The 12,666-nt window shown below is 39.2% G+C and carries 10 protein-coding genes and 1 pseudogene; 6 read left to right on the top strand and 5 right to left on the bottom strand.

The features are described 5' to 3' along the window. Nucleotides 1-72: 72 nt before the first annotated feature. Together ATS76_RS12250 and ATS76_RS12255 are read left to right on the top strand one after the other, a co-directional pair. On the top strand, nucleotides 73-1,680 hold the full coding sequence (locus ATS76_RS12250) for an NAD(P)/FAD-dependent oxidoreductase (RefSeq protein WP_058552363.1): 1,608 nt from the start codon (nucleotides 73-75) through the stop codon (nucleotides 1,678-1,680). An 88-nt stretch (nucleotides 1,681-1,768) separates the two neighbouring features. Next, on the top strand, nucleotides 1,769-3,265 hold the full coding sequence (locus ATS76_RS12255; RefSeq protein WP_058552400.1) for an amidase family protein: 1,497 nt from the start codon (nucleotides 1,769-1,771) through the stop codon (nucleotides 3,263-3,265). A 32-nt stretch (nucleotides 3,266-3,297) separates the two neighbouring features. On the opposite strand, the gene ATS76_RS12260 is transcribed toward ATS76_RS12255, so the two are convergent. Further along, on the bottom strand, nucleotides 3,298-4,599 hold the full coding sequence (locus ATS76_RS12260; RefSeq protein WP_058552364.1) for a DEAD/DEAH box helicase: 1,302 nt from the start codon (nucleotides 4,597-4,599) through the stop codon (nucleotides 3,298-3,300). Nucleotides 4,600-4,895: 296 nt separating this feature from the next. On the opposite strand from ATS76_RS12260, the gene ATS76_RS12265 reads away from it, so the two are divergent. Together ATS76_RS12265 and ATS76_RS12270 are read left to right on the top strand one after the other, a co-directional pair. Beyond that, complete coding sequence (locus ATS76_RS12265) at nucleotides 4,896-5,357, top strand: DUF3015 family protein (RefSeq protein ID WP_058552365.1); 462 nt, start codon at nucleotides 4,896-4,898, stop codon at nucleotides 5,355-5,357. Nucleotides 5,358-5,418: 61 nt separating this feature from the next. Further along, the gene (locus tag ATS76_RS12270; protein WP_058552366.1) at nucleotides 5,419-7,239 is read left to right on the top strand and encodes an Lnb N-terminal periplasmic domain-containing protein; all 1,821 of its coding nucleotides are present in this window, start codon (nucleotides 5,419-5,421) and stop codon (nucleotides 7,237-7,239) included. A 52-nt stretch (nucleotides 7,240-7,291) separates the two neighbouring features. Here the strand turns inward: ATS76_RS12270 and dapA are convergent, their stop codons facing one another. Beyond that, nucleotides 7,292-8,209, bottom strand: a complete 918-nt coding sequence (gene dapA / locus ATS76_RS12275) for a 4-hydroxy-tetrahydrodipicolinate synthase (protein WP_058552367.1) — start codon at nucleotides 8,207-8,209, stop codon at nucleotides 7,292-7,294. A gap of 172 nt (nucleotides 8,210-8,381) precedes the next feature. On the opposite strand from dapA, the gene ATS76_RS12280 reads away from it, so the two are divergent. Further along, a complete protein-coding gene (locus ATS76_RS12280) occupies nucleotides 8,382-9,035 on the top strand; it encodes a DUF6058 family natural product biosynthesis protein (protein ID WP_058552368.1) in 654 nt (217 codons plus the stop codon). A gap of 98 nt (nucleotides 9,036-9,133) precedes the next feature. Here the strand turns inward: ATS76_RS12280 and ATS76_RS12285 are convergent. The 3 genes and pseudogenes from ATS76_RS12285 to ATS76_RS12295 all read right to left on the bottom strand — a co-directional run bounded on the left by ATS76_RS12285 (nucleotide 9,134) and on the right by ATS76_RS12295 (nucleotide 11,633). Further along, nucleotides 9,134-9,421: pseudogene (locus ATS76_RS12285) on the bottom strand (putative quinol monooxygenase). A gap of 64 nt (nucleotides 9,422-9,485) precedes the next feature. Then, nucleotides 9,486-10,301 (bottom strand): 2,5-didehydrogluconate reductase DkgB, encoded by an 816-nt coding sequence (dkgB, locus tag ATS76_RS12290; protein WP_058552369.1) that lies wholly within the window; start codon nucleotides 10,299-10,301, stop codon nucleotides 9,486-9,488. A gap of 159 nt (nucleotides 10,302-10,460) precedes the next feature. Continuing rightward, nucleotides 10,461-11,633: an MFS transporter gene (locus tag ATS76_RS12295; protein WP_058552370.1), complete on the bottom strand. Its 1,173-nt coding sequence runs from the start codon at nucleotides 11,631-11,633 to the stop codon at nucleotides 10,461-10,463. Between the two features lie 114 nt (nucleotides 11,634-11,747). Between ATS76_RS12295 and ATS76_RS12300 the strand changes: the two genes are divergently transcribed. Next, a complete protein-coding gene (locus ATS76_RS12300; RefSeq protein ID WP_058552371.1) occupies nucleotides 11,748-12,635 on the top strand; it encodes a LysR family transcriptional regulator in 888 nt (295 codons plus the stop codon). Nucleotides 12,636-12,666: the final 31 nt, after the last annotated feature.

The following is a 12,666-nucleotide window of genomic DNA, read 5'->3' on the forward strand; positions in this document are numbered from 1 at the left end:
AGCCAATTCGTGCCCTACACTTTCTTATTGTGAGCGGATAAACACCCGCTAAGACACCAGATAGAGATAATAATGATACGTTTAACTGAAATAAAATTGCCACTTGATCATGATGAAAATGCCATTGGTCAAGCCATTATCAACAAACTAAAAATACAACCTGCACAATTACATAGTTATAACGTATTTAAACGCGGTTACGATGCTCGTAAAAAAACAGCCATATTACTCATTTACTCCCTTGATATAGAAGTTGATAACGAAGCTGAGCTTTTAGCCGCATTTGCAAAAGATCAACATGTAAAAACAGCACCCGACACATCCTATAAATTTGTAGCGCAAGCAAACGAAAATATCACCGAGCGACCTGTTGTTATCGGTTTTGGTCCATGCGGTTTGTTTGCAGGCTTAGTGCTTGCCCAAATGGGCTTTAACCCAATTATTGTTGAGCGTGGCAAAGAAGTACGAGAGCGTACCAAAGACACCTTTGGGTTTTGGCGTAAAAAAGCACTAAACACCGAATCAAATGTACAGTTTGGTGAAGGCGGCGCGGGGACATTCTCAGATGGAAAATTATACAGCCAAGTAAAAGATCCAAAACATTATGGACGAAAAGTTATTACTGAATTTGTTGAAGCCGGCGCACCTGAAGAAATTTTGTATGTAAGTAAACCTCATATTGGTACCTTTAAACTCGTCACTATGATTGAAAAAATGCGCGCCCGTATTATAGAACTTGGCGGAGAAATTCGTTTTAGCACGCGTGTAGACGATATCCACTTAGATAATGGTCAAGTAACAGGCCTTACCCTGTCTAACGGTGAACATATTGAAACACGTCACGTTGTTCTTGCTGTTGGACACAGCGCGCGCGATACCTTTAAAATGATTCATGACAAAGGAATATATATTGAGGCCAAACCATTTTCAGTTGGCTTTAGAATTGAGCACAAACAATCAATGATTGACGAGTGTCGTTTTGGGCCAAATGCCGGAAACCCAATTTTAGGCTCTGCCGATTATAAACTTGTGCACCATTGCAATAACGGTCGCACGGTATACAGTTTTTGCATGTGCCCTGGTGGCACTGTAGTTGCTGCAACATCTGAAGAAGGCCGTGTTGTAACCAATGGGATGAGCCAGTATTCACGCAGTGAGCGCAATGCAAATAGTGCTATTGTTGTAGGTATTTCACCTGAAAAAGATTTCCCAGGTCACCCTCTTGCGGGTATTGATTTGCAGCGCAAATTAGAAGAGCAAGCATACAAGTTAGGCGGCGAAAACTACGATGCACCAGCCCAGCTTATCGGCGACTTTTTAAAAGGCAAATCTTCTGCTGATTTGGGCGATGTAAAGCCTTCATATACGCCCGGAATTAAGTTAACCGATCTAGGTAATGTATTGCCTGCTTTTGCAATTGAAGCGCTTCGTGAGGCTATCCCTGCTTTCAACAAACAAATACGTGGGTTTTCTACTAATGACGGTTTACTAACGGGTGTAGAAACACGCACGTCATCACCCATTAGTATAAAGCGCGACAGAAGCTATCAAAGCATTAACACCAAAGGGCTTTACCCTGCAGGTGAAGGCGCAGGCTACGCTGGCGGTATATTATCAGCGGGTATTGATGGTATAAAAGCAGCCGAAGCTGTTGCGCTATCAATGCTTGAAAACACTTAAACGCTATATTTAGTTAATTATCGTAAAGCCTCACATTGTGGGGCTTTTTTGTGTTAAAAGTAACCAAACAACTATTTGCGTGCTTTTTATGATAAAAATATTACTAGGATTATTAACCTGTGTCGTTGCTTTAAACACTTCAGCACACGAGCTAAAAACAATAGATGAAATTCACTCGGCGTTTAAAAATAATACAATTAGTGCCCAACAACTTACCCAACACTATATTAATCGTATTAATAAACTTAACCCTCAATTCAATGCGGTCATTAATATTGAGCCTAGTGCTATTGCGCAAGCTAAAAAAATTGATGAGCTTAGTGTTAAAGGGCTGTGGGCTGGGCCTCTTCATGGAATACCGGTACTTTTGAAAGATAACATAGAAACCACAGGCTCATTACCAACAACAGCAGGCTCGTTAGCACTTAAAAATAATATTACTAACAATGATGCCTTTGTGGTTAAGCAGTTACGTAATGCTGGCGCCATTATTTTAGGTAAAACTAATTTAAGTGAGTGGGCTAATTTTCGGTCGTCTTACTCATCATCAGGATGGAGCGCCGTTGGGGGGCAAACACACAATGCGCATGACATAACTCGTAATCCTTGTGGTTCGAGCTCGGGATCAGCTGTCGCCATCGCACTTAACTTTGCCCCTGTAGCCCTTGGCACAGAAACCGATGGCTCTATTACTTGCCCAGCTTCTGTAAACGGTGTCTACGCGATAAAACCAAGCATGGGCCAAGTATCGCGCTCTGGTGTGGTGCCACTTTCAAGTAGCCAAGACAGTGTTGGCCCAATGGCACACTCATTAAAAGATGCCCGCCTTGTATTATCAGTTCTACAAGGTCGCGATACGCTTGATACCTCAACGCATAGTTTTCAATTACAAGCATTGCCAGATGCTAAAAAGTCATCATTAGTTATAGGTGCACTACCAAGTGATAAGTTTACAGTAGAAACACAGCGTTTATACCAAAATCAACTTTCAACTCTCCAACAGGCTGGCCATAAAGTAATTAATATTGATATAACAGATGATTTAACTACGCTATTTGTCGATGAATATTATGTATTGCTTTACGACTTTAAAAAGGAAATAAACCATTACTTAGTAAATACTGCTGCCCAAGTGAAGGTAAAAAGTTTAAGTGCACTGATTGATTTTAATAAACAAAACAAGGCAGCTGAAATGCCCCATTTTGGGCAAGACATTTTAATACAAGCCAACGCTATCGACTTAACGCAAACAGACAAATACCAAAAAACTAAACAGCGCTACCGCACATTAGCCACCGCCGCCATTACTAATTTATACAAAAATAATAATGTGGATGTAGTCATTGCTCCAACCACATCGCCTGCGTGGAAAACAGACTTGGTAAATGGTGATAACTTTAAAGGCAGTAGTAGCTCTTTATCAGCAATTGCCGGCACAACTCATATTACCCTTCCCGTTGGTAAGGTAAGTGGTTTACCCGTTGGATTGTCTATTATTGCAAATAAAAACCAGCAACAGGCAGCCTATCAACATGCTCAAATAATCGACGAAGCATTTATTTCGACCATAAAAAAACCTGAGTAAACTCAGGTTTTTATTAATTCTCATATTAGCTGTTATTTCTTGAGTGACAGCTTTGCACCTTTTAAGCTTTTACGCACGTTAGATATACGCGAACGGTTTACTGCGCGAGCTTCACCCGTTGCCTGTCCTGATAGTTTATTAGAACGAGTACGGCGTAAATGAGCGGGTTTTTTACCTATTTTATCAATAAGTACTTCACGGTTACTTACTTCATAGCCTTCGAAGTAAATACGCTTAATTTTTTGACCAATTAATGTTTCTATTTCAAATAGCGTATTTTCTTCTTCACGGCTTACAAACGATATTGCCTGACCTTGGTTACCAGCACGGCCTGTACGACCAATACGGTGAACGTAATCTTCAGCAAGCCAAGGTAAATCAATATTAATTACACGGGGTAATCCATCAATATCAATACCACGGGCGGCAACTTCAGTGGCCACTAGCACACGCACTTTACCTTCTTTAAATTCACGTAAAGCTCGGCGTCGGTTACCTTGTGACTTATCGCCATGGCAAACTGTTGCAGGAATACCATCAAGGTTAAGCTCTTTAACAAGCTCGTCAGCTGTTTCTTTCATATTTACAAACACAAGCACTTGCTGCCAGTTCTTTTTACCAATCAGCTCTGAAAGAAGTTCTTGCTTACGGCGCTCTTCGACTGGGTACACAACGTGCTGAACGGTACTTGCTGTACTGTTAGTTTGGTCAACACGTACAATTTCTGGTTGCTTAAGTACTTTAGAGGCAAACTGTTTAATAGCAGCTGGGAAGGTAGCCGAAAACAATAAAATTTGACGATCAACTGCACAGCTTTTGATCACAGTTTGCATGTCTGTGATAAAGCCCATATCAAGCATGCGGTCAGCTTCATCTAATACTAAATGCTTTACATTCGCTAAGCTTAAGTTACCTAGGCGAATGTGATCTAATAAACGACCCGGAGTTGCCACAACAATATCAACACCTGCTTTTAATGCGTTTTCTTGACCTGTAGTATTCACCCCACCAAATAAACTCACTACTTTTAGCGAGGTGTGCTTTGCATACTCTTTACAGTTATTGGCTATTTGCTCTGCTAATTCGCGTGTAGGCGCTAATACCAGTGCACTAGGTGCGTTGGTTGTACTTAAGTCTGACTCAATTAATTTTTGAATAACAGGTAAAGCAAACGCGGCAGTTTTGCCGGTACCAGTTTGTGCACTGGCTAAAACGTCTTTACCTTTTCGAACAGCTGGAATAGCTGCGCGCTGAATGGGCGTAAGAGTGTGATAGTTAAGTTCGTCTAATGCCTGGATGATTTCAGGTGCGAAACTAAAAGATTTAAAATTCATGCTGTATAACCTACGGCCACATTATCAAGGGTCGCAAATTATACAGCAAAAATGAGCCAACAGTTAGTTTTAAACAATATTACTATTTAAATATTTTGTTTTATTAAAATTGCTTACCAATAAATCAATAGTTTCTCTTACAAAGTGTTCAGAGCCTCACTTATCGAAAATATTTACCCCATAAAATTTACAAAATATACTTATTATTAATTTTTTAAAACGGGTTATTGCTCTTAAGCTTTCTTATGTATAGAATTCAAGCCCCATTTGAGGGACATATAAATAAGGATTTAATAATGATAAAAAGATGTTTAGCTGCAGCAGTATTAGCAAGCGCTTTCGTAGTAACACCAGCGCAAGCAGATGTTAACCCATGGCAGCAATGTGGTATTGGTGCAATGGTTTTTCCTGATAATGGCACAGCCGCTGCTATCTCAAATGTTATTTGGGATTTAGGAACAACTGCTGTTTCTTCAAATGTTTCATCTGTAGAAAGCTGTAAAGGTGCAAACGTTAAAACTGCACAATTTATACAACAAACATTCCCAATCCTAGAGCAAGAAATTGCACAAGGTGAAGGCGAGTACATCTCAGCAATGCTAAATGTACGTGGGTGTGATAGCTCAGCTCATTCTCAAATGATCTCAACGATACGTAATGATTTTGCTCAAACAACTGTAAACGATGCTCAGGCTCTTTACACACTTGTTGAAAGCAATATTGCTAGCCAGTTCTCAGCTAACTGTTCTGCAATATAATATATAAAAGGGCTAATTTTAGCCCTTTTAGCCTTTTCTACCCCAAGCCCGTTGGGTATTTATGAAAATTTATTCTTTTATAATTTTTATCTTTTTTATTGCTTCGTTTAATCTTCAAGCATCTGCAACATTAAAACAATTAGCTCAACATCCCACGTGGTTAAGTTTAGGCCATTACAAAAAACCAGCGTTTAATGAAAGCTATATTACAAACACATCATTTTTTATATCTTCTCGCGGAGCAACAAGCCCTTTTGAAGAGCTAAAAGCGACAGTGCAAAATTTTAACAAAGACCCACTAACACAATGTAAATATCCTGCACGATACACCTGGCTACAAAAACAAGGGTTAACATTTACGCAGCCTAAGACCTCCTGTATTGAACTAGAACAATGGCGAGATGTGCAACCTATACATTCTATAAGCCTAATATTTGCATCTGGTTATATGAGTAATCCGGCATCACTTTATGGGCATTTGTTGTTAAAACTAAATCGGTCATCGGCCAAAAATAATAAATTACTCGATTACAGCATAAATTATGGTGCTCATGTACCGGATAACGAAAATGGTCTAGTTTATATAACAAAAGGCTTGTTTGGCGGTTATAAAGCAGGGTTTTCGGATCAATTATTTTACCGTCATCAACATAATTACGGTGAAATAGAACTCAGAGATCTTTGGGAATATAAGCTTGCCTTAAAAAATGACGATACAAAGTTTATTGCTAATCATTTATGGGAAATACTCGGTGCGCAATTCGATTACTATTTTGCTGATGAAAACTGCGCGTTTCATATTGCGCAACTAATAGAGCTTGTTATAGGAGAGCAGTTAACAAATAACAGCTCGCCATGGATGATCCCAACAACTGTTTTTTCAAAGTTAAATCAGGCTACTTATAACAATAAAAAGCTGGTTCAAGAGGTACGCTTTACGCCATCTCGAAGTACTGTTTTTATTGAGTATATGAAAAAGCTGACTAGCAAAGAATCAACCATTGCAGAGCAAATATACAAAACACCTGAATTTCTTGAGCAAGATGATTTCATCTCACTCAATATAAAAAGTAAAAAGCGAATTATTGAAACATTATTTGAGCTAGCCCAATTACAGCAAATAAAAAAACACAATATTGACCATATTAAAAGCTTAAAAAAAGCACTAATTAAAACGCGTTTAACGCTCCCAATTGGCAATGAAGTGCACGTTTCATCATATACCCAGCAAGCGCCTCATAAAGGACAAAAACCATCAAATATGTCTGTTTCTTCAACTCAGGTAAACAAACAACACAACTTTGGTTTGGGATTTAGACTCAGTTATTTTGACTCTTTAGCGTCAGATGTTGCACGCATTGCGTTTTCCAATTTAGAAATGGTTGATACTGAAGTCTCTATCTTAAACTCTAATTTGTATCTAGATAAACTGCACTTACTGGATTTAGAGTCATTTTCACCAGCCTATGTTAAATGGCCAAAAGAGAATAACCTTTCATGGAAAATCAATGCTGGTTTTGAAAGGCAGAATACACTTTGCCAAAGCTGCACAAACACGTTTGTAATGGGTGGAATAGGTAAATCTTATCTGACCAATAATAATAAAACCCTGATCTTTACGCTTGCTAACGGGTATATTGGAGATCTTGCTGCTACAGATAATATTTATGATGCATCGTTAGAACTAGGCTTAATAACAACACTATACTCAGATATTAAATTAAGAGCTTCTCACGAACAATTTATATTAGAAAATAATGAGAAGTCATCAACCCAAGCTGAAATATCAATTCCTATAAATCAAAATTTTGATATCCGCGTTAGTTACAAACATTCAAACCTAACAAACTGGAAACTTAAATTAAATTATTACTGGCAATAAAAAAGGCCAAAAGTGAAATTATTTACGCTTCACTTTTAGCCTAATACCTTAATTATGAGAGAGTTAATACTTCATCGCTGTTAAGTAAACTAGCCTTGCCACCAACTACATCGGCTTCATTTAACTGATTAATAAGTGGCAACCCTATTTGTTGCTGCTCTTCACTCAGTGGCAAATACGGTAATCTAAATACGGGATTTACTGCGCCTGTCATCATCATTGCGGTGTTAATTGCAATCGGATTTGGCTCGCAGAACAGCCAGTTCATTAAAGGTTGTAATGAGGTATTTAGCGCATCATTTTTAGTATCCATTAATTGGCGGAACAACCTAGGAATAAGATTAGAGGTAACCGAAATAACACCGTGTGCTTTGTGTACATGGCGCGCATCGTGGGCTTCGTCATCATTGCCTGACCAACATGCAATTCCCTGCTGCTCGTAATGGGCAATACGTTCATTGCCGCCACATTCTTTTATACCAATTAGGTTAGGGTGTTTTGCTAATGGCTCAATAATATCAGGCGTTAAGTCTTGCCCAGTACGCCCTGCTACGTTGTAAATAAACGCAGGGCCTATATCAAGTACTCGTTTAAAGTGCTCGTTAACACCAGCTATAGACGTACGGCCATAATACGGGTTAATTTGCAGCGCTGCATGCATGCCGCTTGCAAATCCATATTTAGTGGCTTTTATTGCTTCACGCGTATTATTACTGCCTGTATTACCTACAATCAGTAGCTTATTGCCATACTTGTTTGCACTATGCGCAATAAGCATTAAATGCTCTTCCCAGTTCATCAACTGGCCTTCGCCGGTTGTACCACCAACCACAATGCCATCGACTCCCGCTGTTATTTGTATTTCAACGAGTTCATCGTACTTTGCTAGGTCTATTTCACCATTGGCTGAGTACGGGGTTTTAATAGCGGTAATTAAGCTTGCTTGTTTAATTTGTTCTAGGGTGCGCATAAAAATTCATTATTTATAAAACTTGCGCTATTTGTAACATACTTGCACGCATTTTTGCAGGCCTAAGCTAATAATAAACGTAAAATGGCTTGTGTTATTTAGTTTGATAATACAAAATACAAACACTGTATATATAAACAGTAATTTTGTTTTTAACTTTAAGCGAGCCTTTATGCGTTTATCTAACTACTTAGCCACTCATTTTTATAATACTGATGAGCTTTGCCATGCTTTAAATATTGACGCCGAGCAGCTAGATACATGGCAGCAACACAGCGTATTTCCTAAACCAAGCTATTGCATAAAAAGTCAACTAAGTTGCAGTTCGTATTCTGGATTGTATGAGTGTGAAGAGTACGATGACTATTACCCGCGCGGTTGTGTAAATTGGGGGCAAGGGCTAATTAAACAAAAAATTGAATCATCAAGTAATGCCTTTAATTATTTTGCGCAGCAATACACAGCAAGCCTTACTAAGCTTGCTCAGCAAGGCTTTATCTTTAACGAAGAATTGTTCGGTTGTGAAATAGAAGAACACCTACAACAAGTATGGCAGCAGTTTTTATGTAGTAAATATGGTGTGCTTACACAAAACGGGTTAATTGATGAAATAGTATGTGTAGATATTGGCCGCCTATTGGTAGACGACATCACTGAGCTGCGCACTAAAGCAACCTTAAATCAACAAGAGCGTACACAACTACATCCCGCAATGAAGCTGTTAAATAAAGCATTAGGCCACGGGGCTGAACACGAAAAACAGCAAACCCTTCGCGCCCGCTACATAGATGCGCTTATTTTAAAGTACGACTTATCCATAAAATAAAAATAGCAAAAGCTATAGCTTAGCAAGGTAATATAAAACCTTAAAGTGCGAGGTAGATTAACGCCGCCGTTTAAATTCATTGAATCAATTAGTTATGCTTAGCCAATTGATTTATATACATCAATATTACTGCTGGTTACTAAGCCCGTTATTTGTGTGCCAAATGCTTTAAAATGCGGCTCGTTTTAATGCGCTTCAAAATGCTCATCAGTTGCCCACTGCTCACTTACTAAATAAGTCGTTTGCTGCGCACCACTTTTAACCGATAACTCATAGCGTAGGCAGCCTACTTCTTGGCGCGAGTACTTTTGTAGGTTTTCGAGTGCGGTCAATACAACATCTGCATCCATATTTTCACTCGAAATAGTGGCGATTACCGTTAACATGCTGAGTCCTTTTAAGAAATAAAGGTGCAGTTTTTCTGCACCTAATATCGTGTTGCGTATTTTATTACTGATCCCATTGCGGCGCAAAATCTGGCGTCGCTTGGCGGTCGCCGCAATCAAGGCCGTCAATACGGGCAATGTCCTCATCATCTAATTTAACATGATCGTTAAAGTTATCTTCTAAGTTTTTACGCTTGGTAGATGAGGGGATCGTTGTCATGCCATTGGCGTTTACCCATGCAATAACCACTTGCGCTGGCGACGCATTATGCTTATTGGCAATATCAATAATCGTTTCATCTTTAAGTACTTTGCCTACTACAAATGGCATATACGCTGTTACGTGTATATCGTGCTGAGCACAAAATGCGCGCAATTTAGTATTAGTTAAGTATGGGTGAACCTCAACCTGATTGGTAAAAATTTCACGCGAGTCGAGCGTTTGCATTGCTTCGTTTAAATTTGCAATAGTGAAGTTTGATACACCAATGTGTTTAGTTAAACCAAGCTGTTTAGCTTTTAAAAGTTCAGTAAGGTATTCGCTCATTGGTTCATCATTTGCTGGTGATGGCCAGTGAATAAGTAGTAAATCAACAGACTCTACTTGTAGCTTTTCAAGCGATTTTTTTACACTGGCAATAAAGTCGGTTTTATTGAGCTTATTGTTCCACACCTTAGTGGTTAAAAATATTTCGCTACGCGGGATGTTGCTGTCTTTTATGGCTTGGCCTACTTGCTCTTCGTTACCATAAATTTGCGCTGTATCGATATGACGAAATCCTACTTCTAACGCCATTTTTACTGAATTGTAGGCGGTGTCGCCTTCTAAACGGAATGTTCCCATACCTAAATCTGGCATTTCAATTACACGTTGTGTCATGGCTCTATCCTTATAAAATAATCGGTTAAAAACAAGCTCTTTTAAAGCTTTACAAAATACACCTTTTACTTCTTTTGTGTCGTCACTTAAAAATCTATGATGACCTCAATACAGGTAATGAGGCCATTAATTTAAGTTTCAACCTTAACAGCTTACACTTTATACGCGCTGAATTTCCCGCTTATCAAGCATGCCACTGTAACGGGTTACAATTAATGCTAAAGCGGATATTGCTGCGCCAATCCAAGCGGTATCTTGAAGCGACATGCCCTCCACTACACTACCACCAATAATTGAGCCCAGTGCTATACCAATATTAAACGCCGCTATGTTTAAGCCCGATGCAACATCCACAGCATTAGGAGTATGCTTTTGCGCCTGCTTTACAACATAAAGCTGTAAGCCTGGTACGTTACCAAATGCAAATGCACCCCATATTAAAATAGTTAGTACTGCGGCTACTTTTGATTCCATGGTAAAGGTAAAAGCCAATAAAATAATTGTTAACGCGCTAAATATAATACTCAGTGCGCTAATTGGGCCGCGTTTATCAGCCAATTTTCCACCCCATATATTACCAACCGCTACCGACACACCATAAACCAGCATTATTAAACTAATAGCTGAGGGGGCAAAGCCAGTTTGTTGCTCTAAAATAGGTGCTAAGTAAGTAAACGCAGTGAACGTGCCGCCGTATCCTAAAATTGTCATTAAATATACGAGCAATAAGCGCGGCTTAACAATAACCTGAAGCTGCTCTTTAAACGTAGCCGGGATAGACTGTTTTAAATTCTTAGGCACTAAAATAGCGCTTCCTAGCAAAGCAATTAAACCCAACAGCGATACCACTAAAAACGTTGCACGCCAACCAAAGTGTTGGCCAATCCAAGTGCCTAACGGCACACCCGTTACAAGTGCACCGGTAAGGCCTGTAAACATAATCGCGATAGCACTGGCTTCTTTGTCTTTACTTACTAAGCTTGTGGCAATCATAGAGCCAATTGAAAAAAACACACCGTGAGCTAGGCCTGTTAGTATGCGAGCCAGTATGAGTGTTTCATAACTAGGCGCTTGCCAAGCAAGTAAGTTACCTACTACAAATAAGCCCATTAAGCTTATTAATACAATTTTACGGTTCCATCGCCCAGTTAATGCTGTTAACACGGGCGCGCCAATAGCCACACCTACTGCATATAAACTCACTAACAAACCTGCTGAAGGCAAGCTCACACCTAAGTCGTTCGCAATGGTAGGTACTAAGCCTACTATTACAAACTCGGTTGTTCCTATTGCAAATGCGCTTAAGGTAAGCGCCCACAAAGCCAATGGCATAATTTTATCCTCATTATTTATTAAGGCGTGTAGTTTGACTAAAAATGTGTTTGCAAAAAACAGCAATAATGACAAAATACTTTTGTAGTAAATGCAAAGGTAATCGAGGGGTTTATGTCACAACATGCCAAAACTGAAGACTTAGAAATTTTTATTACGGTTGTTGATAGCGGAAGCTTTTCAGCAGCAGCTAATTTACTTGATCAACAAGTAGCTAAGGTGTCGCGTGCTGTATCTCGCCTTGAAAATGCACTGCAGTGCACTTTATTAAACAGAACGACACGCAGATTAGAACTTACAGAAGAGGGCCATACTTTTATTAAATATGCGCGTGACGGCTTAAATACTTTGCAAACAGGTGAGGAGGCAATCAAACTCTTAAAACAATCTCCAAGTGGTAAACTTAGGGTAGATGCTGCAAGCCCATTTGTTTTGCATCAACTGGTACCTTTAATCGAGCAATTTACTCAGCAATATCCGCAGATCACACTGGATATAACCTCCCATGACAGCATTATTGATTTACTAGAACATAAAACTGACTTAGCTATACGTATTGGTGATTTAAAAGATTCAAACCTACATGCTAGAAAACTAGGCACGAGTGAATTACATTTGGTTGCAAGCCCTGAATATTTAAAAAAGGCACCAAAGCTCTCTCAAGCAAGCGATTTGAGGCATCATAAACTCATCGGTTTTACCGACTCACCTAGCCTCAATAATTGGCCAATTAACATCCCCTTAAAGCTCTCATTTGGGATCTCAGCAAGTAGCGGCGAAACAATTAGGCAACTCTGTATTGCAAACCAAGGCGTTGCATTACTTTCGCATTTTATGGTTACCGACGATCTAAAAACAGGCCGGTTAGTGACTGTTTTACCAAAGAGTATTAAAACGCCAAACCATCGTGAGGACATACAAGCTGTTTATTACAAAAACAGTGCCGTGTCGTCGCGCATTTTGGCATTTTTAGATTTTATAAAACCTAAGCTTAAACTATAAGTGACGTTTTTTAATGGTTTCTCAGTATAAA

This window comes from Pseudoalteromonas sp. 10-33 (genome assembly GCF_001469195.1).
In the GTDB taxonomy this organism is placed as follows: domain Bacteria; phylum Pseudomonadota; class Gammaproteobacteria; order Enterobacterales; family Alteromonadaceae; genus Pseudoalteromonas.

What these genes read in the sequence shown, in the direction of transcription:
- ATS76_RS12265 (WP_058552365.1), top strand. Translation starts at nt 4,896, where the DNA reads ATGATAAAAAGATGTTTAGCTGCAGCAGTATTAGCAAGCGCTTTCGTA.
- ATS76_RS12270 (WP_058552366.1), top strand. Translation starts at nt 5,419, where the DNA reads ATGAAAATTTATTCTTTTATAATTTTTATCTTTTTTATTGCTTCGTTT.
- dkgB (WP_058552369.1), bottom strand. Translation starts at nt 10,301, where the DNA reads ATGACACAACGTGTAATTGAAATGCCAGATTTAGGTATGGGAACATTC.
- ATS76_RS12295 (WP_058552370.1), bottom strand. Translation starts at nt 11,633, where the DNA reads ATGCCATTGGCTTTGTGGGCGCTTACCTTAAGCGCATTTGCAATAGGA.
- ATS76_RS12250 (WP_058552363.1), top strand. Translation starts at nt 73, where the DNA reads ATGATACGTTTAACTGAAATAAAATTGCCACTTGATCATGATGAAAAT.
- ATS76_RS12260 (WP_058552364.1), bottom strand. Translation starts at nt 4,599, where the DNA reads ATGAATTTTAAATCTTTTAGTTTCGCACCTGAAATCATCCAGGCATTA.
- ATS76_RS12280 (WP_058552368.1), top strand. Translation starts at nt 8,382, where the DNA reads ATGCGTTTATCTAACTACTTAGCCACTCATTTTTATAATACTGATGAG.
- ATS76_RS12255 (WP_058552400.1), top strand. Translation starts at nt 1,769, where the DNA reads ATGATAAAAATATTACTAGGATTATTAACCTGTGTCGTTGCTTTAAAC.
- ATS76_RS12300 (WP_058552371.1), top strand. Translation starts at nt 11,748, where the DNA reads ATGTCACAACATGCCAAAACTGAAGACTTAGAAATTTTTATTACGGTT.
- dapA (WP_058552367.1), bottom strand. Translation starts at nt 8,209, where the DNA reads ATGCGCACCCTAGAACAAATTAAACAAGCAAGCTTAATTACCGCTATT.